Source organism: Roseovarius pelagicus (assembly GCF_025639885.1).
In the GTDB taxonomy this organism is placed as follows: Bacteria; Pseudomonadota; Alphaproteobacteria; order Rhodobacterales; family Rhodobacteraceae; genus Roseovarius; species Roseovarius pelagicus.
Map to the genome: position 1 here is coordinate 3,390,243 of NZ_CP106738.1, position 21,977 is coordinate 3,412,219.

General features: G+C 58.4%; 16 protein-coding genes and 2 pseudogenes. 11 read left to right on the top strand and 7 right to left on the bottom strand.

Features of this window, described 5'->3' with window-relative positions; translation table 11 throughout:
• Positions 1-45: 45 nt before the first annotated feature.
• Positions 46-1,329, bottom strand: coding sequence for a serine hydroxymethyltransferase (gene glyA, locus N7U68_RS17840; RefSeq protein WP_165193303.1), 1,284 nt, complete (start codon positions 1,327-1,329; stop codon positions 46-48).
• A gap of 176 nt (positions 1,330-1,505) precedes the next feature.
• Here glyA and N7U68_RS17845 point away from each other — a divergent pair.
• A pseudogene (locus N7U68_RS17845) lies at positions 1,506-2,268 on the top strand (NAD kinase).
• 123 nt (positions 2,269-2,391) lie between these two features.
• The gene (locus N7U68_RS17850; RefSeq protein ID WP_165193299.1) at positions 2,392-2,589 is read left to right on the top strand and encodes a CsbD family protein; all 198 of its coding nucleotides are present in this window, start codon (positions 2,392-2,394) and stop codon (positions 2,587-2,589) included.
• Between the two features lie 97 nt (positions 2,590-2,686).
• Here the strand turns inward: N7U68_RS17850 and prpE are convergent, their stop codons facing one another.
• Positions 2,687-4,576: a propionate-CoA ligase PrpE gene (gene prpE / locus N7U68_RS17855; RefSeq protein WP_263047692.1), complete on the bottom strand. Its 1,890-nt coding sequence runs from the start codon at positions 4,574-4,576 to the stop codon at positions 2,687-2,689.
• Between the two features lie 220 nt (positions 4,577-4,796).
• Positions 4,797-7,076, bottom strand: a complete 2,280-nt coding sequence (locus tag N7U68_RS17860; protein WP_263047693.1) for an NADP-dependent malic enzyme — start codon at positions 7,074-7,076, stop codon at positions 4,797-4,799.
• 148 nt (positions 7,077-7,224) lie between these two features.
• Here N7U68_RS17860 and N7U68_RS17865 point away from each other — a divergent pair, with 148 nt between their 5' ends.
• From N7U68_RS17865 to N7U68_RS17885, 5 genes and pseudogenes are all read left to right on the top strand, one after another.
• A complete protein-coding gene (locus tag N7U68_RS17865; protein WP_263047694.1) occupies positions 7,225-7,617 on the top strand; it encodes a cytidine deaminase in 393 nt (130 codons plus the stop codon).
• Between the two features lie 3 nt (positions 7,618-7,620).
• Positions 7,621-8,924: pseudogene (locus N7U68_RS17870) on the top strand (thymidine phosphorylase).
• Entirely contained in the window at positions 8,924-10,105 is a 1,182-nt protein-coding gene (locus tag N7U68_RS17875; protein WP_263047695.1) for a phosphopentomutase, read from the top strand. Before N7U68_RS17870 ends, N7U68_RS17875 begins: the two are co-directional and overlap by 1 nt.
• A 76-nt stretch (positions 10,106-10,181) precedes the next feature.
• Positions 10,182-10,814, top strand: coding sequence for a uracil phosphoribosyltransferase (upp, locus tag N7U68_RS17880; protein WP_165193287.1), 633 nt, complete (start codon positions 10,182-10,184; stop codon positions 10,812-10,814).
• A gap of 65 nt (positions 10,815-10,879) precedes the next feature.
• Complete coding sequence (locus tag N7U68_RS17885) at positions 10,880-12,310, top strand: SPOR domain-containing protein (RefSeq protein WP_263047696.1); 1,431 nt, start codon at positions 10,880-10,882, stop codon at positions 12,308-12,310.
• 123 nt (positions 12,311-12,433) lie between these two features.
• Here the strand turns inward: N7U68_RS17885 and N7U68_RS17890 are convergent, their stop codons facing one another.
• From N7U68_RS17890 to N7U68_RS17900, 3 genes are all read right to left on the bottom strand, one after another.
• Positions 12,434-13,459 carry a M48 family metalloprotease gene (locus N7U68_RS17890; protein WP_263047697.1) on the bottom strand — a complete coding sequence of 342 codons (1,026 nt, stop codon included), beginning with the start codon at positions 13,457-13,459 and terminating at the stop codon, positions 12,434-12,436.
• Between the two features lie 112 nt (positions 13,460-13,571).
• Positions 13,572-15,200 carry an AMP-binding protein gene (locus N7U68_RS17895; protein WP_263047698.1) on the bottom strand — a complete coding sequence of 543 codons (1,629 nt, stop codon included), beginning with the start codon at positions 15,198-15,200 and terminating at the stop codon, positions 13,572-13,574.
• A 168-nt stretch (positions 15,201-15,368) separates the two neighbouring features.
• Positions 15,369-15,821: an Lrp/AsnC family transcriptional regulator gene (locus N7U68_RS17900; protein ID WP_165193280.1), complete on the bottom strand. Its 453-nt coding sequence runs from the start codon at positions 15,819-15,821 to the stop codon at positions 15,369-15,371.
• Positions 15,822-15,975: 154 nt separating this feature from the next.
• On the opposite strand from N7U68_RS17900, the gene N7U68_RS17905 reads away from it, so the two are divergent.
• From N7U68_RS17905 to N7U68_RS17920, 4 genes are all read left to right on the top strand, one after another.
• The gene (locus tag N7U68_RS17905; RefSeq protein ID WP_165193278.1) at positions 15,976-16,410 is read left to right on the top strand and encodes a universal stress protein; all 435 of its coding nucleotides are present in this window, start codon (positions 15,976-15,978) and stop codon (positions 16,408-16,410) included.
• A 21-nt stretch (positions 16,411-16,431) separates the two neighbouring features.
• The gene (locus N7U68_RS17910) at positions 16,432-17,976 is read left to right on the top strand and encodes an alanine/glycine:cation symporter family protein (protein WP_165193277.1); all 1,545 of its coding nucleotides are present in this window, start codon (positions 16,432-16,434) and stop codon (positions 17,974-17,976) included.
• Between the two features lie 110 nt (positions 17,977-18,086).
• Positions 18,087-18,731, top strand: coding sequence for a sulfotransferase family 2 domain-containing protein (locus tag N7U68_RS17915; protein WP_263047699.1), 645 nt, complete (start codon positions 18,087-18,089; stop codon positions 18,729-18,731).
• Between the two features lie 214 nt (positions 18,732-18,945).
• Positions 18,946-19,578 carry a Hint domain-containing protein gene (locus tag N7U68_RS17920; protein WP_165193274.1) on the top strand — a complete coding sequence of 211 codons (633 nt, stop codon included), beginning with the start codon at positions 18,946-18,948 and terminating at the stop codon, positions 19,576-19,578.
• A gap of 182 nt (positions 19,579-19,760) precedes the next feature.
• Here the strand turns inward: N7U68_RS17920 and N7U68_RS17925 are convergent, their stop codons facing one another.
• Entirely contained in the window at positions 19,761-21,959 is a 2,199-nt protein-coding gene (locus tag N7U68_RS17925; RefSeq protein WP_263047700.1) for a 3-hydroxyacyl-CoA dehydrogenase NAD-binding domain-containing protein, read from the bottom strand.
• Positions 21,960-21,977 lie beyond the last annotated feature (18 nt).

Below are 21,977 nucleotides of genomic sequence, written 5' to 3' on the forward strand. Positions count from 1 at the left end.
ACGTGTTTGGGCTTAGGCCGGGCTATAGCCCGGCCTACACCTAGATCAGAGATCTGGATAGAGCGGGAACCGCGCGCAAAGCTCGGCGACTTCACCACGCACTTTGGCCTCGACCGCGTCGTTCCCGTCGGGGCCGTTGGCAGCCAGACCATCGACCACTTCGACAATCCAATCAGCGATCTGGCGGAACTCGGCCTCTTTGAAGCCGCGTGTTGTGCCTGCCGGTGTACCTAGGCGCACGCCGCTGGTTACGGTCGGCTTTTCGGGGTCGAACGGTACGCCATTCTTGTTGCAGGTGATATGAGCACGCCCCAGTGCGGCGTCGGTGATGTTGCCGGTCACTTTCTTGGGGCGCAGATCGACCAGCAGAACATGGGTGTCGGTGCCGCCGGTGACGATATCAAGCCCGCCTTTCATCAGCTGATCGGCCAGCGCCACGGCATTGGCGCGAACCTGCTGAATGTAGGTCTTGAATTCAGGGCGCAGTGCCTCGCCAAAGGCCACAGCTTTGGCGGCGATCACATGCATCAGCGGCCCGCCCTGAATACCGGGGAAGATGGCCGAGTTGATTTTCTTGGCCAGCGCCTCGTCATTGGTCAGGATCATGCCGCCGCGCGGACCGCGCAGGGTTTTGTGCGTGGTGGTGGTGGCCACATGCGCATGTGGGAAGGGCGAGGGATGTTCACCCGCCGCCACCAGACCGGCAAAGTGGGCCATGTCGACGTGCAGCCAAGCGCCGACCATGTCCGCGATTTCGCGCATGCGTTTGAAGTCGATCTGACGCGGAATGGCAGAGCCGCCCGCGATGATCATCTTGGGATTATGTTCCTTGGCCAGCGCCTCGACCTGATCGTAATCCAGCAGATTGTCCTGACGACGCACGCCGTATTGAATCGCGTTAAACCATTTACCGGATTGGTTGGGCGCGGCCCCGTGTGTCAGGTGCCCACCCGCGTCCAGGCTCATGCCCAGAATCGTGTCGCCCGGTTGCAGCAGCGCCTGCATCACGCCTTGGTTGGCTTGGCTGCCTGAATTGGGTTGCACGTTGGCAAAGTCGCAACCAAAGAGCTGTTTGGCCCGGTCGATGGCAAGGTTTTCTGCCACGTCGACATACTGACACCCGCCGTAATAGCGGCGCCCCGGATAGCCTTCGGCGTATTTGTTGGTCAGAACTGTGCCTTGCGCCTGCATGACGGCGGCAGAGACGATGTTCTCGGAGGCGATCAGCTCGATTTCATCGCGCTGACGGCCAAGCTCGTCTGTGACAGCGCCGAAAATTTCAGGATCGCGTGAGGCTAGGGATTCGGTGAAAAAACCGGAATCGGACATTGGGGCAGGCTCCGTCGAAGGTTGCAATTGCGGAATTTCCTATCGGAAACCCAGCGGGTGTGTAAGCCTCTAAACCGACAAAATCCCTTGCAGGACCGTCATCGCTGGTGCAGGGGAGGGAAGGTATGCTTCATTAGGCGCAAAATGCGTTGGATCGGAAACGGAACCAGAGTGCCATGACAGCCAAGATCGCCTTTCTTGCCAGTGACGCCCCGACTGCGCAGATTGCACGCGCGGCACTAGCGTGTCGGTTTGGCGAGGTGTCAGAGGATGCCGCTGATGTGGTTGTCGCGCTGGGTGGGGATGGCTTCATGCTGCACACCTTGCACCGCACTCAGGAATTAGGAGTGCCCGTTTACGGAATGAATCGCGGGACAGTCGGTTTCTTGATGAACGACTATAGCGAATCCGATCTGCTTGACCGACTGGCCGCCGCCCAGGAGGAAGTGATCAATCCGCTGGCGATGCAGGCCGAGTCGGCGGATGGTACGCTTCACCGCGCATTGGCGATCAACGAGGTTTCCTTGTTGCGAGGGGGGCCTGCAGACGGCGCAACTGCGGATCACTGTAGATGGGCATCTGCGGCTCGAAGAGCTGGTATGTGACGGCGCACTGGTAGCTACGCCTGCTGGGTCTACTGCCTATAATTACTCTGCGCACGGGCCGATATTGCCGATCGGATCCGACGTTCTGGCGCTCACGGCTGTCGCGGCGTTTCGCCCGCGACGCTGGCGTGGTGCGCTGTTACCCAAGACTGCGGCGGTTCGTTTCGACGTGATCGATCCGGAAAAACGTCCCGTCATGGCGGTGGCGGACAGCCGATGGGTAGAAAATGTTCTATGGGTTGAAATAAAATCAGAGCCAACCATCGGACATCGCATCCTTTTTGACCCCGGTCACGGGCTCGAAGAGCGATTGTTGCGCGAACAATTCGTCTGATTCCCTTCTTTTTCTTTGGTCTGTGCGGAACCAGCTCATGGATGCTGGAGTTTTATCCCCGAAGACCAGGACAGCGATGGTCGCTGCGCCAATGTCTCGCCCGAGTAGAAAAGGAGATATGTGATGAACTGGGATCGTATCGAAGGCAACTGGAAGCAATTCAAAGGCTCTGTCCGCGAAAACTGGGGAGAGTTGACCGACGACGAAGTGGATCAAGCAGAAGGCAAACGCGAGCAGTTTGTGGGCCTGATCCAGAAGAAATACGGTATCGCCAAAGACGAAGCTGAACGTCAGGTTGACGAGTTCGCCGCCAAGCACTGACGCTTGTCAGCACAAGTGTGTGTCATGTGGGTGGTCCCTGTCGGGGCCACCCTTTTCGTTGCCCGTCTGCATGCCGAGGGTGACAACAAGACATTGCCTAATTCGCGTACCCGATTGTTTGCAGCGCCTCTTTGATCTCGTCCAGAATTGCGGGGTCATCAATCGTCGCTGGCAGCTTGAATTCCTGATTGTCGGCAATTTTGACGATTGTTGCGCGCAGGATTTTGCCTGAACGGGTCTTTGGCAGGCGCTCTACCACCAGTGCCAGTTTAAATGCGGCGACAGGTCCAATGCGGTCACGAACAAGTTTCACGCATTCAGACGTGATCTCGGCGTGTGGGCGATTAACGCCCTTGCTGAGGCAAACGAACCCGACGGGCATCTGCCCCTTCAGCTGATCCGAGACCCCAACCACGGCACATTCGGCTACATCCGGATGACTGGCCAGAACTTCCTCCATCGCGCCGGTGCTGAGACGGTGACCAGCCACGTTGATCACGTCATCGGTGCGCGCCATGATGTAGAGGTATCCATCCTCGTCGATCATGCCTGCATCGCCGGTTTCGTAATACCCCGGAAAGGTGGTTAGGTAGGATTTGCGGTACCGATCTTCTGCATTCCACAGGGAGGGCAACGTGCCGGGGGGCAGGGGCAGTTTGATGGCAATGGCGCCCAGTTCATTAGGCTTCATTGGGCGGCCACCGTCATCAAGGATCTGCACATCGTAGCCGGGCATCGGAACAGTGGGCGATCCGATTTTGACAGGCAGCGCTTCAAGTCCGGCGGGGTTGCCGACCATCGGCCAGCCGGATTCGGTTTGCCACCAGTGATCGTAAACCGGCTTGTCCAGTTTCTCTTGGGCCCATTCGATCGTGTCGGGATCCGCTCTTTCTCCTGCGAGATAGAGCGCACGCAAGCACGACAGGTCGTACTTTCCGATGAACTCGCCCTTGGGATCTTCGCGCTTTACCGCGCGAATTGCGGTCGGGGCGGTAAAGAAACTGCGCACGTTATGTTCGCTGATCACCCGCCAGAATGTACCGGCGTCAGGAGTGCCGACCGGTTTACCCTCAAAGACGACCGTGGTGTTGCCATGCACAAGAGGCCCGTAGCAGATATAGCTGTGTCCGACGACCCAACCAACGTCTGACGCCGCCCAGAATACATCGCCCGGATCAACATTGTAGAAATTCTTCATCGTCCAGTTCAGCGCGACCAAATGTCCGCCCGTAGGACGCAGAACACCCTTCGGCGCGCCGGTCGTGCCGGACGTGTAGAGGATATAGGCGGGGTGGTTGCCCTCGACCGGCACACATTCGGCGGGCTCAACCCCGTATTGAAAGCCGTGCCAGTTCACGTCGCGACCCTCGATCAGGTCCGCGACTTCTTGTTCGCGCTGGAATATTACGCAGAAATCGGGCTTGTGGGTGGCTTGTTCGACAGCGCCATCCAGCAGCGGCTTGTAATGCACGACACGACCCGGTTCGAGGCCGCAAGAGGCGGCGATGATCGCTTTGGGTGTGCAATCATCAATCCTGACGGCCAGTTCGCTGCTGGCGAAGCCCCCGAAAACGACAGAGTGGACCGCCCCCAGACGTGCGCAGGCCAACATTGCCTCGATCGCTTCGGGGATCATCGGCATGTAGATGATGACCCGGTCGCCTTTCTCGACACCCTTGGCGCGCAGGGCACCGGCCAGCGTGGCAACGCGGTTGCGCAGCTCGACATAAGATATCTCGCGCTTGGTATGGGTGATGGGGCTGTCATAGATGATCGCGGCCTGTTCGCCGCGGCCGTTTTCGACATGTCGATCCACCGCGTTGTAACAACCGTTCACCATACCGTCGCTGTACCATTCGTAGATTGGTGCGTTGTCGTCAAAGAGGGCCTTGCTAGGCTTGCGGTCCCAGTCGATGGCTTCGGCGGCCTGCATCCAGAACGCTTCGGGGTCAGCTTTCCAACTGTCATAGACGTCTTTGTATGCCATTGTATCCTCCTCCAAGGCCTAGCTTCGTGTTAGGGCCGGGGTGTCATCCGGACAAGTGCGATGCGGCCCTGCGCGGCGGAAGGACGCAGAAATTTGCATATCCGCCGCTTTGATCACTGCAAATTTTTGCAAACACCTTTTTTATGGACACTTTCCCAAAGTGTGCTTTTCGATTTTGCAAATCTGCAAATACCTCGCTGCTAACTTGCCCGAATCGATTCTACCCGTAATGCGCAACCGGCGTTCCTGCGATAGCGGCCATGTTCAGCAATCCGCGCGCTGTCACGCCGGGGGAAACAATATGCGCCCGGTTGCCCATACCCATCAGGATCGGGCCAACCTCCAGTCCGCCGCCTTTCATCTTGAGGATGTTACGCACCGCCGAAGCCGCGTCAGCGTTGGAAAAGATCAGCACATTCGCGGACCCTTCCATCCGGTTATCCGGCAGCAGCCTCGCGCGCAGATCAGCATCAAGAGCCGCATCAACGTTCATTTCCCCTTCGTAGCAGAAGTCGCGCGGGGTGGCGTCCAGCAACCGCATAGCGGCGCGCTGACGCTTGCCGGAATCCTCACCCTGATTGCCAAATTGCGACTGCGAACAGAAGGCGATCTTTGGCTCGATCCCGAAACGGCGCACATGGCGCGCGGCACCGATGGCGACGTTCTTTAGGTATTCGGGGCTAGGGAAGGTGCTAACATGCGTGTCGGCGATGAACAGGGGACCATCCTCGAGGATCATCAGCGATAGTGCGCCTTGGGGATGATAGTCGTCATTGCCGAGCACTTGTGTCACGTAGTTCAGGTGCCAGCGGTATTCGCCGAACGTGCCGCAGATCAGGCTATCGGCCTCACCGCGATGCACCATCACCGCACCGATTGCTGTGCTGTTGGTCCGCATCACCGCTTTGGCCAGATCCGGGGTTATGCCGCGACGCTGCATGAGTTCGTGATAGCTGCCCCAATAATCACGGTAACGGGGATCGTCTTCGGGGTTTACCAGATCGAAATCCATACCGGGTCGGATGTCCAGACCCAATCGTTCGCATCGTTGTTCGATGACCGATGGGCGGCCGATCAGGATCGGCCGTTCGGTCGTTTCTTCCAGTATGGCTTGTGCTGCGCGCAGCACGCGCTCGTCTTCGCCCTCGGCAAAGACGATGCGACGGGCCTCTTTTCTGGCAGCCTCGAATACCGGGCGCATCAGCAACGCTGACTTGAACACCGATGCATCGAGACGCGCCTTGTAGGCGACCAGATCATCCATCGGACGCGTGGCGACGCCTGTTTCCATGGCCGCACGGGCCACAGCGGTCGACACGATGCCCGAAAGACGGGGGTCGAACGGCTTGGGGATGAGGTAATCAGCCCCGAATGTCAGCGCCTCGCCTTGATAGGCAGCGGCAGCTTCGGCACTGGTTGTTGCACGCGCCAGATCTGCGATACCCTTGACGCAGGCGACCTGCATCGCGTCATTGATTTCGGTTGCGCCCACATCCAGAGCGCCGCGAAAAATGAACGGAAAGCACAGCACGTTGTTGACCTGATTGGGAAAGTCGCTGCGGCCCGTCGCAATGATCGCCTTCGGGGCCACTTCACGGGCCGCATCGGGCATGATTTCCGGATTGGGGTTGGCTAGGGCAAAGATGATCGGCCGATCTGCCATCTTAGCAGCCATTGCAGGTTTCAAAACATTCGGCCCCGAGAGCCCGAGGAACAGGTCGGCTTCGTCAATCACCTCGTCCAGCGTGCGCAGGTCGGTTTTCTGGGCGAATTCGGCCTTTTGCGGATTCATGTCCTCGGTCCGGCCCTCGTAGACCAGTCCGTGAATGTCGCAGAGCCAGATGTTCTGGCGACGAACCCCAAGCTTTAGCAGCATGTTCAGACAGGCGATGCCAGCAGCGCCGCCGCCCGTCGAGACGATCTTGATATCTTCGAACTTCTTGCCTGCCACATGCAGCGCGTTGGTTGCAGCAGCACCGACAACAATCGCCGTGCCGTGCTGGTCATCGTGAAAAACTGGGATATTCATCCGCTCGCGGCACAGTTTTTCGACGATGAAACAATCGGGTGCCTTGATGTCTTCGAGGTTGATCGCGCCGAAGGTTGGCCCGAGCGCACATACGATATCTGCCAATTTCTCGGGGTCGGATTCGTCTACTTCGATGTCAAAACAGTCGATATTGGCGAACTTCTTGAACAGAACCGCCTTGCCTTCCATTACTGGCTTGGACGCCAATGCGCCGATATTGCCGAGGCCAAGAACGGCGGTGCCGTTGGTGACGACCGCAACGAGATTGCCGCGCGCAGTGTAGCGGCTGGCGTTGGCCGGGTCTTCTTTGATTTCGAGGCACGCCTCGGCAACGCCCGGAGAATAGGCGCGTGCCAGATCACGACCGTTTGCCAGAGGTTTGGTCGCGCGAACCTCCAGTTTGCCGGGTTTGGGAAACTCATGATAATTCAGGGCTGCCTGTCGGGCATTATCAGTGGTGTTGTCGTTCATTTCCTGTCCCCTGCGCGTAAATTATTTGGCGATAAGCTGCTTTACCAAGAATTTCGTTTGGTATGAGCCGTTTCCGCATATCTGGCTCTAGCTTGCATCTTTGGACTGCTGGGCGCAATCATTGCATGGTGCGGTAGGGAGGGCAGTCATGGATTTACTGGATGCGGCGACAAAAGTGCGAGAGATGGCCTATGCCCCATATTCGGGCTTTCGTGTCGGAGCGGCAATCCGCGCGAATTCAGGCAAGATTTACGCAGGGTGCAACGTCGAGAATGTCGCCTATCCTGAGGGCACCTGTGCCGAAGCCGGTGCTATAGCGGCGATGATCGCCGGTGGTGACATAGTGATTACCGAAGTGGTCGTGATCGCGGGTGGACCGGCGCCGGTCGCGCCATGTGGTGGCTGCCGCCAGAAGCTGAAGGAATTTGGTCAGGGTGATGTTTGTGTCTCCATGCATACGCTGGACGGGCAAACCCAGACTGCCTTGCTGCGTGATTTGCTGCCAGGAGCCTTTGGCGCGGACCAGATGGCAATAGGCTAGCCGATGGATACGCGTCAGATCATTACGGCCCTGCGGGACGGGGTCGATCCGGGTGCAGATGCGCTGCACGAGTTTGCACAAGGGCTGGCTAACGGTGCAGTAAGCGATGCGCAGGCGGGGGCCTTTGCCATGGCGGTGCGTTTGCGCGGCCTCGGGGGGGCGGGCGCAAAGCACTGACATTGGCGATGCGCGACAGCGGTGCGCAGCTGAAGTGGGATCTGGACCGACCGGTGATTGACAAGCATTCCACCGGCGGGATCGGTGATTGCGTCAGTCTGGTGCTGGCCCCGGCTCTGGCCGCCTGCGGCGCGGCAGTGCCGATGATCTCGGGTCGGGGGTTGGGCCACACCGGAGGGACGTTGGACAAGCTGGAGGCAATACCGGGCCTGTCCACCCGCTTGAGCGAGGCGCAACTGCGCCGAACCGTTTCGCACGCAGGTTGTGCCATTGCGGCGGCCAGTGCGCAAATCGCACCCGCCGATGCCCGGCTTTATGCCGTGCGCGACGTGACCGCGACCGTGGACAGCATTGATTTGATTTGCGCCTCCATTCTGTCGAAGAAACTGGCGGCCGGGCTGGATGCGCTGGTGGTGGATGTGAAAACGGGCAGTGGAGCATTCATGGCGCGCGCCGAGGACGCGCGCGCCTTGGCAGAGGCGCTGTGCGAGACGGCCAATGCCGCCGGATGTCGGACGAGCGCAGTGATTTCCGACATGAGCCAGCCACTTGCGCCCGCATTGGGCAACGCGCTGGAGGTCGCCGAAGCGATGCAGGTCCTGACGGGGGGGCGGACAGGGCGGCTTGCAGAGTTGAGTATCACGCTGGGCGGCGTGTTGTTGCAGCGCGCGGGTCTCGTCGCAACGGTGGAGGATGGCGCCAACGGCGTTTTGACGGCGATTGCCGACGGAAGTGCCGCCGAGTGTTTTGGCCGGATGGTGGTCGCGATGGGCGGGCCGGTTCGCTTTGTTGAGGACTGGCAGCGTTTCCTGCCCGAAGCAACTGTGATCCGAGAGGTACCTGCCTGGCGCGATGGCTATGTTACAGCCATGGAGGGCACCTCGCTGGGTATGATCGTGGTCGATCTTGGCGGAGGACGGCAGGTTGAGAGCGACCCGGTCGATCCATCGGTTGGATTGAGTGATGTTTTGCCGCTGGGCACACGGGTCGTCGCCGGGCAGGCTGTTTGCCGTATCCATGCGGCGCGTGTTGCCAATGCAGATCGGGCTGAGGCCGCGCTACGACAGACAATTGCGATCAGTGCCGCGCCCGCGCCGGTGCCTGAGTTGGTTCAGGCCCGGATAGGCTGATGGCGCGCGCGTTTCTTATCGTCCTCGACTCGGTGGGTATCGGTGGCGCTCCGGATGCCGACCAGTATTTTAACGGTGAAATTCCTGATACCGGCTCGAACACGGTGGCGCATATCGCGCAGGCGGTGGGCGGGTTACATTTGCCGCATCTTGATGCACTGGGGTTGGGCGCGGCGGTTGCGCTTTCCTCTGGGGCGGATGCGCCGGGTCTGGGCACCACGCCGCAGGGGCGTTGGGGGGCCGCAACGGAGACGTCGCGAGGCAAGGATACGCCATCCGGTCATTGGGATCTGGCTGGGGTGCCGGTTCCGTGGGACTGGCATTACTTTCCTGATGCTGATCCGGCCTTTCCATTGGACGTGTCACAAGCGGTGGCCACGGCGGCAGGTACGGCAGGGATCTTGGGGGATTGTCATGCGTCCGGCACCGAGATCATCGAACGGCTAGGGCACGCGCATCTGCGGACGGGCTGGCCGATCTGTTACACGTCTGTCGACAGCGTTTTTCAAATCGCTGCGCATGATGCGGTGTTCGATCTGGCGCGGCTTCACGCTCTTTGTGCGGCGGTTGCACCCAGATTACATGCAATGAATGTGGGGCGGGTCATTGCACGACCCTTTACCGGCAGTCCAGAGACCGGGTTTCACCGTATGTCTGGACGCCGGGATTTTGCGATTGCACCGCCTGCGCCGACACTGTGCGACTGGGTCCATGACGCAGGACGTTGCGTGCATGCCGTGGGAAAGGTTGGCGATATATTCTCGATGCGCGGCATTGACGATGTGGTGAAGGGGACGGATGAGGCGCTGCTGCGGGCAATAACCGACCTGATCGGCACGGCGGAGGAGGGTAGCCTGACCTTCGCAAACCTCGTCGAGTTCGACAGTGACTACGGCCATCGGCGTGACCCGCAGGGTTATGCCGAGGCGTTGCGTCGGTTCGATGATTGGTTAGGCGTGGCGATGACCCGGCTGCGTCTGGGTGATATGCTGCTGATCACTGCCGATCACGGAAATGACCCGACCTGGGCGGGGACTGACCATACCAGAGAACGCGTGCCGGTCCTGATCGCCGGGTGCGGCACGGGCGCATTGGGGCAGGTATTGATGGCCGATGTCGCGGCTAGTGTCGCGATGCATCTGGGTGTGCCTTCGCACGGGCAGGGGCGCAGTTTCTTGTGATCTATCGCGCTGGCCATTGCCCTTGGGCAGTGCAAGTGACTAAAAGCAGCGCATACGCCAGCCCGGAGGAACCCCAATGCAAGAGCATCTCACAATCGTCAAACACCCGCTTGTTCAGCACAAGCTGACTTTGATGCGGGAGAAAGATACCTCGACGGCGGTGTTTCGCCAGCTGTTGCGCGAAATCAGTCAGCTGCTGGCCTATGAGGTCACGTATGAGCTGCCAATGACCACCAAGAACATCGAGACGCCGATGGAGGAGATGGAAGCGCCGACGCTGGCAGGGCGCAAGCTGGCGCTGATTTCGATTCTGCGTGCCGGTAACGGATTGCTGGATGGCATGTTGGAGCTGATCCCCTCGGCTCGGGTCGGGTTTGTCGGGCTTTACCGCGACGAGAAAACGCTAAAGCCGGTGCAATATTACTTTAAAGTACCGGATATGCTGGAAAAACGGCTGGTGATCGTGGTTGATCCAATGCTCGCCACGGGCAATTCCTCAGCAGCGGCCGTGGACCTGCTGAAACAGGCAGGCGCCAAGGATATCCGTTTTCTATGTTTGCTGGCCGCGCCTGAAGGGGTTGCGCGGATGAAAGAGGCACACCCCGATGTTCCGATTGTGACGGCCTCGTTAGATGAGCGTCTGAATGACATTGGATACATCCTTCCCGGGCTAGGAGATGCGGGTGACCGCATGTTTGGCACAAAATAGGCTGCTTGCCTGTTTACTCAGGGTTTGAATTAAGGCAGAGTTTTCCCACATCTTGTGGGGACAAAATGAAAATAACGAGAGTCATTGCACTCGCAGTTATCGCAGCGTCATGTGGCCTGAGCTATGTTCAGGCAAAGACGCTGAAAGATTCTGGCGAGCCTGCCGAATTTCCGCCCTCGTCCTATACCGGTCGACAATATGTAGACAGCAAAGGCTGTGTATTCATCCGCGCCGGGATCGACGGGAATGTAACGTGGGTGCCGCGTGTTTCGCGCAGCCGAACAGTAGTTTGTGGTTTTCAGCCATCGCTGGCGACAGCGCGCCGTGCACCTGAACCAGTGGCTACGCCTGCCGCCAAGCCCGCCACGGTGGTTGCGGTCGCTCCGGCGCCAAAACCGGCGCCTCGCGTCGTGCGGGCAGCACCGGCGCCAGCGCCTGTGACAGCCAGTACCAGACGCGTCGCACGTGCACCAGCGTCCAACCCTGTCGTCGTGACAGCACCCAAACGCAGCGTTGCTCCGGTATTGGTTGCTCCTGCCCCTGCGCCCACGCCAGTGGTGGCTGCGGCTCCGCAACCGAAGCGCCGCGTCGTTCAGGCCCCGTCGGGCTGTGCCGGACGCAGTGCGGTTTCGCAGCGCTATATGGCCGGAAAACATGCGGTTCGCTGTGGACCTCAGTCCGCAGGCCATATCACCTACGCTGACAATTCCGCTGCACCTCGTCGTGTCGCGCCTGCACCCGTCTATACACAGGCGCCGACATACACTGCGCCAAGCTATCAGGCACCCAGCTACAAGCCCGCTGCCGCGGCCTATGCAGCGCAGCCTAGCCCAGCATACACCACCACTACGACACGTATCGCGCCCAAGCATGTCTATGAAAATCAGGTCGCCAGCTATCGTGGCCTCAATGGTGTGCCAGAAGGATACAAACGAGTTTGGATGGACGGCAGGCTTAACCCGCACCGTACGCATCAGACCTTTGAGGGTAAGGCGCAGATGGACGTTGTCTGGACCAAAACCCTGCCGCGGCGTCTGATCATCCGCGACACAGGGCAGGTGGTCACGCAGGACTATCCCGGACTGATGTACCCCTACACCAGCTATGAACAACAAAAGCGTGCCAATGTTTCGACAGCCTATGCGACACAGCAGGCCCGTGGCTACGGAATGGCGACGACCAGTGCTGCGCCAGCCTATGCTACGCAAACGGCGACCGTATCGACCAAATCCAGTGCGACCGTCACAAGCCAGTCGCAGCGTGCGGCCAGCCACCGGTTCGTGCAGGCCGGGGTTTATTCGTCCCGCGCGCAGGCACAACAGGCGGCACAGAGAATTGCGGGGGCAGGGCTGCCGGCACGGCTCGGCACGATGCGGCGGAATGGGCAGACCTACAGCCTGCTGCTGGCCGGACCGTTCAATAGCCAATCACAGCTCAACTCGGCACTGTCGCGCGTACAGGGTGCGGGCTTTGGCAACGCAAAGTTGCGCAAGTAACGAGCGTTGCGTTTCCTGAATGATGTTTCGGGCCGACCTTTTGCCGGGTTGGCCCGTTTTCTTTGGTTAACGTCTTTTGTTTTGGGCTTTTCCTGAATCAGGGAATACGCAATCCTCTTTGGGCTAGCTGCCACAGATTCCTTGCAAGCGCAGCCAGTCACCATCGCTGAGGATCGCTTCTGGTGCGGCTCCTCCAAAAGGGTCCGCCTCGATCAGTGGCAGCACTGTTTCCCCTGAAATGTCACGCGCATAGGCATAGGGCGTCGAGCGCACAGACCACGCGCGAAATCCGTCAAGCAACACCTCGTCGTCCAATGGTGCAGGAGGGGCCGTCAGAAGATGTTCAGCGTAACGAGCCAACGCTGTTTCGCCGGGATGGCCCGTGGTCATCAGGCGAAAGGTGGCAATCAGTCCTGCATGCTCTAACAGTCGGTCCAGTGGATCGTGCGCCCGCGCGCGCAGACGTTCGGCAATGATGTAGCCTGCGATCACATCCGGTTCCTCGTGGTCTTCGACCAGTGAGCGATTTAGCACGATTGTACCGCCGGGCAGTGTGGTGGCATTTGCGACACCGCTGCGGACGACCATCAAATCGGCGGTGCGGTCTTCGGATGGCAGACGTGTGGCAAGCTTTGACAGCGCGGCGGGGCCACCGGCCGCCCCGCATGGCGGGCCCGTGACCGGCAACATATGCATCAGCAGGGCGCGACCGATTTCGGCGCGCTTTACAGCAGGCACGACGGACACCGCATGATCGCGCACGGCATTAGGCAGCCAGAATACCGCCACAGCGACAGCCATCAGCATCGAGCCCAGCAAGACCATCAACCGTAGTCGTCCGGGGTGTGGGCGCCGACGCTCGACTGCGGCGCGCAACTTCTCAATGGCATCAATCATTGCGGCCTCGGAGGCCGCCAATTCCAGCGTTTCGCCGGGATCGCCGTCAGGATGATAAATCGCCGGACGGTGGCCGGGGTTAGACCGAGTAATGGCTGGGATAGACCAATGCGTCAGCGCACGGTCGCGCATATCGCTGATGATCAACGTCGCATCGCCGATAGAAACGACGACTTCGCTGCGCTGGGCATCGGGTGCGGAGCGCCATAGCCCAGAGGCTTCTAGCCGATCATATTCACGGAGTGCGGTCATTATGTGCCGGGCCTGCTTCGCCTCTTTGAACGCAGCCTAGCACGTTACATCTGATCGCTCAATTGCGGGAGCATCGTTACCGTCATACCGAATTTCATACAAAGCCATGAGTTCAGAGGTCTTTTGCACGTTCACGCAACTCGAACTTCTGAATTTTTCCTGTCGACGTTTTTGGCAGTTCTTCGAATACAATTCTCTTTGGCGTTTTGAACCCTGCGAGACGCTCGCGCGCATAGGCGATGACATCTGCTTCGGTGGTCTGGGCGCCTTCTTTCAGTTCCACAAATGCGCAGGGTACTTCTCCCCATTTCTCGTCGGGTTTGGCCACCACGGCGCAAAGCAGGACTGCCGGGTGGGTCATAAGCACACCTTCGACTTCGACAGAGCCAATGTTTTCGCCACCGGAGATGATGATATCCTTGGCGCGATCAGCTATCTGAAGGTAGCTGTCGGGATGTTGCAACGCAATGTCGCCGGAATGGAAGTACCCCCCCCGGAATGCCTCTTCGGTAGCTTCCGGGTTTTTCAGATACCCCTTCATCACTGTGTTGCCGCGTATCATAATCTCGCCTTGCGACGTGGCGTCTTTCGGGGTCTGGGTCATTGTTTCGGAATCCATCGCGGTGATGTCCTCGGCCATGCACATTGGCACGCCGGTCCTCGCCTTGATTGCATAGCGTTCTTCATCGGATTTATCATCCCATGCCCCGTGCCACATACATTCGGTCACATGCCCGTAGGTTTCGGTCAGGCCATAAACCTGCGTGACCTTGAACCCGAGCGGTTCGATCGCGCGCAATGTGGCGGCAGGCGGCGGGGCACCGGCGGTGAAGACATCTACGATGTGGTCGAATGCGCGCCTGTCCGCGTCCTTGGCGTTGACGATGGTGTTAAGGACAATGGGTGCGCCTCCGAAATGGGTCACGCCCTCGTCGGCGATGGCATCATAGATTGCGCGGGCCGTGATGTCGCGGCAACAGATCACCGTCCCGCCCAGTAGTGGCATCATCCAAGTATGATTCCAGCCGTTGCAGTGAAACAGCGGCACGATCGTCAAATAGCGTGGATGGCGTGTCATCTGCCAGCTTATCGCGGTGCCCATGGTCATCAGGTAGGCGCCCCTGTGGTGGCACACGACGCCTTTGGGTCGTCCCGTGGTGCCGGATGTGTAGTTCAGCGCGATGCTCTCCCATTCGTCCTCGGGCATCACCCAATCGAATTTGGGATCTGCGGCAGCCAGAAAACCCTCGTACTCTGTGTGGCGCCCTGTGGCATGGTGACCGGCCTGCGGGTCGGCCACCTCGATGATCGTCGGGGCGGTCCCTTGCATCGCTTTTATGGCGGCTTCGACCAACGGAATGAACTGGGTGTCGACCAGCGCCACTCTGGCTTCGCCGTGATCAAAGATGTAGCTGACCGTATCGACCTCTAACCGGGTATTGATCGTGTTCAGCACTGCACCAGTGGCGGGTACTCCGAAATGCGCCTCGGCATGGGCTGGGATATTGGGCAGAAGCGTCGCGACCACCTCGCCGGATTTTACACCTAGCGTACTCAGCGCAGAAGCGAGCCGCGTACAGCGGTCGTAATAGTCGCCGTATGTGCGGCGGACGTCCCGATAGATCACCGCTTCGTAGTCGCGAAACAATGTAGCGGCGCGGCGCAGGTGTGATAGCGGCGTGAGCGATACGAAATTTGCTGAACGCTTATCCAGCCCGGTCTCGTCCGTCATCCAGCCCATTAGATTCTCCTAGTTGATCTGATTCTCACGTCGTTCGACTGGTTGAGGATATTGGGTTTGGCGCGTCGATCAATTGGTAAGTATTTATGCGCCTTTATTGTCCAAAATGGGGGCCTACACTGCCTAGCGGTTCGAAATCTGAAAATCATCCGGTATCCACCGCTGCCGTCAACATAGATGGTAGCCGCGAAATTCTTTGACCGTCGACAGGCTCATCAGGGTTTTCAACTGAGAGACACCAGGAATTTGCGAGAGCCGGGTGCGGTACAATTCTGCGTAGTCAGACGTATTGCGGGCAGCAACGCGCATCAGGTAGTCCAGCTCGCCCGAGACCAGATGACATTCCAAAATCTCGGGCATCCGTGCGATTGCCGCTTCGAAGGCACTGATTTCTTCCTGTCGTTGGCTGGCGAGCCGAACCTCAATGAACACCTGAATTTCAAGTCCAAGCGCCTCGCGATTCAACCGGGCGCCATACCCCTCGATTGTGCCATCGGCTTCTAGATTTTTGACGCGCCTGTGACAGGCTGAAAGCGACAGCCCGACCCGTTCTGACAGGCGGGCCATTGAAATCTGACTATCATGCTGAAGTATGGAAAGAATCCGCGTTGTAATGCTCATATCGCAAAAATTTCTCAATTATGGGCCGAAATCAAGGGAAGTTTACAGAAAAATTCTCAAATGGACAGAAAAGAGAGCGCCATTTACATTTGACAATCACGTAGAGTGGTGGAACGCCCATAGGGGCGTGACAAAACCCAAAGGGAGGGAAGTAATGTCTAATACAATCGTCGTCGGTTACGATGGCAGTGACAGCTCGCTGCGCGCGCTGAACTTTGCCGTCGACCGCGCTAAGGCGGAGAAGGCGGAGTTGATCGTTGCCCATGTTCTGGAATGGTCACCCTACGCATTTCTGACGCCAACGGAGTTGGAGGAACGTCACAAGCGTCGCGGGGAAGAATTGGATCGTGCCAACAAGCATGTGCTCGAGCCGCTTACCAAGCGCCTGAGCGACACAGGTGTCAAGGTCACGACCGAGCTGCGCTATGGCCGAACTGCCGATACGCTCTGTTCGATTGCGGCAGAGAAAAGCGCAAGCCAGATTATCATCGGTCGTACCGGTGGAAGCGGGATTGCTGCGCGGCTCTTTGGTGCTGTTGCAGGCAGCGTGGCGCAGGTCGCGACCGTACCGGTCACGATCGTTCCATAACTAATAAAAAATGAGGGACATATGACACAATTCATGAAATCCGCGGCGCTGGCCGCGACGGGCCTTGTGGCGGCATCTGCCCCCGCGCTGGCCCAATCGCTGGATGACAAGGTGAACCAGATATTTGCCAGTTCTACCGGCTGGTTCGTCAATCTCATCTTTGCCCCGCTGCCCGGGACGGCGTTTCCGTGGATCGTTTTGTGGCTGGTCGTCGGGGCCACCATTTTCACGCTATATTTCGGTTTCGTCCAATTCCGCGCGTTTCCGCATTCGATCTCGTTGGTGAAAGGTGACTATTCTGATCCCAACGACGCCGGTGAGGTCAGCCACTTCCAAGCGCTGGCGACAGCCCTTTCAGGTACTGTTGGTCTGGGTAATATCGCCGGTGTTGCGGTCGCTGTGGGCATTGGTGGACCGGGCGCCACATTCTGGATGGTTCTCGCCGGCCTTATGGGCATGGCATCGAAGTTCACAGAATGTACGCTAGGTGTGAAATATCGCAACGAATACCCGGATGGCACCGTTTCAGGTGGTCCGATGTATTATATGACCAAGGGCTTCGAGGAGCGCGGTCTTCCACTGGGCAAGTTCATGGCGATCCTGTTCTCGATCTTTTGTATCCTTGGCGCGCTGGGTGGCGGTAACATGTTCCAGGCCAATCAGGCACATGCGCAGATCACCAATGTGGTCGGTGAGTATCCCGGCTGGATCACAGGCGTCGTATTTGCGGGCATCGTGTTCGCGGTTATCGTCGGCGGGCTGCAATCCATCGCCAAAGTCACCGAGAAAATCGTGCCGTTCATGGGCGTGCTCTATGTCGCTACCGCGATCGTCATCCTGCTGTTGAACTTCGACAAGATTGGCTGGGCATTTGGCCAGATCTTCGAGGGCGCCTTTACAGGTCTCGGCGTTGCCGGCGGCATGGTCGGTGCGTTGATCCAAGGCTTCAAGCGGGCCGCGTTCTCGAACGAAGCGGGCGTTGGTTCGGCTGCGATTGCGCACTCGGCTGTGCGTACCAAGGAACCGATCACAGAAGGGTATGTATCGCTGCTGGAGCCGTTCATCGATACGGTCGTAATCTGTACCATGACTGCATTGGTGATCATCATCACTGGTCAGTTGATGTCAGATCCAGAAACCGGTCTATACATTCTGAACGAAGCTGGCAGCGCGATTCAGACCGTTGACGGTAACTCTGGTGTGGCTCTGACATCGGCAGCGTTCTCGTCCTCGTTTGGCTGGTTCAAGTACATCCTTGCGATTGCGGTGATCCTCTTTGCTTTCTCGACGATGATCAGCTGGTCATATTACGGGCTGAAAGCGTGGACGTTCCTCTTTGGTGAGGGCAAAACAAAAGAGTTGGTCTTCAAGATCATCTTCTGCGTCTTTGTCGTCATCGGAGCGGCCGCCAGCCTTGGTCCGGTCATCGACTTCTCGGATGCGGCGATCTTTGCGATGGCGGTGGTCAACATCGTGGCGCTCTATTGCCTGATGCCGATCGTGAAGCGTGAGATGAACAGCTACATGAGCCGCCTCAAGTCGGGTGAGATCAAGAAGTTCCACTGACGTAGAGCAGACGGAGCGATTCATAATGCAGGGCGGGAAACCGCCCTGCATTTTTTGTGGCATGGCTATGCCCCTATCAGCGCGACGACAATGCAGTTAGCGTGATCCACATGATCATTTCGGCCGGGCGAAACTACATATTCGTACACATCCCCAAAACTGGCGGCACGGCTATGGCGCTGGCGCTGGAGACGCGCGCGATGAAGGATGATGTGCTGATCGGAGACACGCCCAAGGCGGTGCGTCGGCGCAAACGGCTTAAAGACGCGAAAACCTCGGGGCGGTTGTGGAAGCATTCGACCCTTGCTGATATAGATGGTCTGGCTGGCACGGCTCAGATTTCTGAAGCGTTTACCTTTACGCTTGTGCGCAATCCGTGGGATCGGATGGTCAGCTACTATCATTGGTTGCGTGCGCAGCACTTTGACCACCCTGCCGTCACGTTGTCGCGACAATTGAGCTTCTCCGAGTTCCTGCATCACCCACAGACCAAAGCGTCATTTAAGGCGACCCCTTATGCGCATTACATGATCGATGCCACAGGGTCCGAGCGTTGCAGAGCCTACATTCGCATCGAACACCTAGAGCAGGATGCTGCACCGCTCTGGGCACATCTGGGATTCCGGCTCAGCCTGCCACGCGCCAACGCGTCCAATCGTGATGCAGATTATCGCCGTTACTACAGCGATCGTGATGCCGAACTGCTGGCAGATATTTGCGCGGATGATATCGCGCGATTCGGATACAGCCATTGAGGCGTACATGCATAGCGTGCGTAATTGTTTCCATTTTCCCCTAAGAAAGTGAGGATAACGCGTGGATCGGTGCCGGTTTACGGTCAATGCCCGTTTTGCGCCTTAAACTTTTCTTAACCATACCCAAATCCTGAGGCCAACTCGACTGGCTACTGGCCCTTTTTGCTGCACTGGGTCTGACCAAAGGGGAACTAAGAGGATGTTGGACAGGAGCATGGGAAGCGACGTTTCGCTACAGACCTCCGAACGAACGGGGATAATGACTGGCACGCGGGTTGCGACCCGTGCGGGCTGGTGCCCGATTGAATCGGTCTGCGCAGGTACAGAAGTGCTGACCTTCGATGCGAGTTTTCAGGAGGTTCGGGATGTCCAGCGTGCTCCGCTTTGGGCGGACGAGGCACCATGCCCGCAACACTTGTGGCCGCTGGAGGTGCCTGCAGGGGTGCTGGGTAATCGCGACGCGCTGCTGCTGATGCCGGAGCAACCGATCATGATCGAAATTGACGCCGCAGAAGAACTGTTTGGTGATCCGTTTGCCCTGATCCCGGTGCGGGCACTGGATGGTATTTGCGGTATCTCGCGCACTGCGCCAGAGTTGCGGGCGATGGTGACATCCATACGGTTTGATGCGGAACAAATCGTGTTCGCCAATAGCGGTGCAATGTTCCTTTGCGCCTCTGCAATGGATCTGCTGGATGTCGCAATGAGTGACGATGCGCCAGACCAAGAATATACGGTATTGCCGATGGGGGCAGCACAGCAATTAGCTGCCTTGCTTGGCACTGCGATTCAGCCTGAAATGCCACTTAACTGGCCAGAACCGGAAAAGCTGGCCGCGCACTCGTGAATTCTAAATGCGATTGTCGCGGTGTCCGCAGAATGACCTGTCTATCAGCAACCGATCTATCCACAGACGCATTTTGCGGTAGCGCAAGAAATCACAGAGCAATCATCTGATCGTATTGCGAAAATGCAATATCATTGCCCCGGATCGCACAATCGAATCCGGGGCAATGTCGTTGTCGTCTATCAGGCGGCGTCTGCTTGCGCGGTGAAGCGCCCGTAGAAGCTTTGGCCCTTGTTCGCCATCTCACGCAGCAGGGCAGGTGTCGCAAAGCGGGGTCCGAACTCTTCAGTCAGGGCATCGCAGCGTTCTGCGGCGTAAGGTGTCCCGAGAATGTCGAGCCAAGCGAACGGACCACCCGACCAGGGGGCAAAGCCCCAAGCCAGAATCGCGCCAACGTCGCCCTCGCGGATATCTTCCAATACGCCTTCTTCTAGCGCGCGGACCGCTTCGAGCACTTGGGCGAACATCAGGCGATGCTGCACCGTGATCAGGTCGGGCTGCTCATCCGCATGCGGATATTTCGCAGCCAACCCTTCCCAATAGCTCAGGCGCTTGCCCTTGTCGTCATAGTCAAAGAAGCCAGCATTGGATTTGCGACCTAGACGGCCTTCGCCTTCCATCCAGAAGATCACCTCGTCAACGGCAGCGTCGGGATAGTCGTCGCCCATTGCGGCCTTGGTCGCGCGGGCGATCTTGGCACCGAGGTCAATCGAGGTTTCATCGACCAACTGCAATGGTCCCACGGGGAAGCCCAACTGACGTGCTGCGTTGTCGATCAGTGACGGTGCGACACCTTCGGCGACCATGCGCAGACCTTCGTTGATGTAGGGGATGATGCAGCGGTTGCAGTAGAAGAACCGCGCGTCATTCACCACGATGGGCGTTTTTCGGATCTGGCGCACATAATCCAGCGCTTTGGCCACGGCGACCGGGCCTGTCTGTTCACCCTTGATGATTTCTACCAGCATCATCTTTTCAACGGGCGAAAAGAAGTGAATGCCGATGAATTGCTCCGGCTTGTCGCTGGCCTTGGCCAGTTCGGTGATCGGCAGGGTCGAGGTGTTGGTGGCAAAGATGCAATCATCGCCGACGACCTTAAGCACATTTTTGGTGACTTCGGCCTTTACTTTCGGGTCCTCGAATACAGCCTCGATGATCAGGTCGCAGCCCTTCAGCGCGTCGTAGTCGGTGGTTGCGGTGATGCGACCCAAGGCCTCTTCCTTCTTAGCTTCGGTTGCCTTGCCGCGCTTGATGCCCTTGTCCATATAGTCGGCGGTATAGGATTTCCCCTTGTCTGCCGCTTCTTGCTTCTGGTCGATCAGTACGACCTCCATGCCAGCCATGGCGGAGACAAGCGTGATGCCTGCACCCATCATACCCGCGCCCATGACGCCAACCTTTTTCACCCGTTGATCGGGTACTTCGGGACGGTTCGCACCTTTTTCCAGCGCCTCTTTGTTGATAAAGAGGCTGCGGATCATCGCGCTAGATGAAGGGTTCAGCAGGACGTTGGTGAACCAACGTGCCTCAATCTTCAGTGCGGTATCAAACGGAACCAACGCTCCTTCATAGACCGCGCTCAACAGGGCTTTGGCCGCAGGGAAGGCACCTTGGGTCTTGCCGTTGACCATGGCGGAGGCGCCGACGAAGTTCATAAAGCCGGCAGGGTGGTAAGGTGCGCCACCGGGCATCTTGTAACCCTTTTCGTCCCACGGCTTTACAATCGTCGGCTCGCTCAGCACCCATGCGCGGGCGGCGTCCAGCAGCTCATCCGCAGGCACGACTTCGTCCACGACACCAGCGGATTTTGCCTTTTTGGGGTCGTTCAGTTTGCCCTCCAGCAGCAGCGGGGCCGCAGCGATCGCGCCCAGTTTGCGTACCAGTCGCGTGGTGCCGCCAGCGCCGGGAAAGATGCCGACCATGATTTCCGGCAGACCAATCTTGGCCTTTGGATTGTCGGCGGCAAAGATGCGATGGCAGGACAGTGGAATTTCCAACCCGATCCCCAGCGCAGTGCCGGGCAGGGCGGCGGCAATCGGTTTGCCGCCCTTGTTTGTCTTGGGGTCCATGCCTGCGCGCTCGATCTTGCGCAGGATCGCATGCATTCCCATCACGCCATCAAAGAGACCGCGCGCCGGATCGTCGCCCGCGTCTTCTTTCATCTTGGCGATGATGTTGAGGTCCATACCACCGGCAAAACTACCGTCCTTACCTGACGTGATGATGATGCCTTTCACGGTATCATCGGCCAACGCGTCATCGACTAATGCTTCAAGGTCAAGGAACCCTTGGCCGTTCATCACGTTCATCGATTTGCCGACCGTGTCCCAGGTGATGATCGCGACGCCATCGGCGTCTTTTTTCATTGTGAAATCAGTCATGTTTTATCTCCTTTGCGC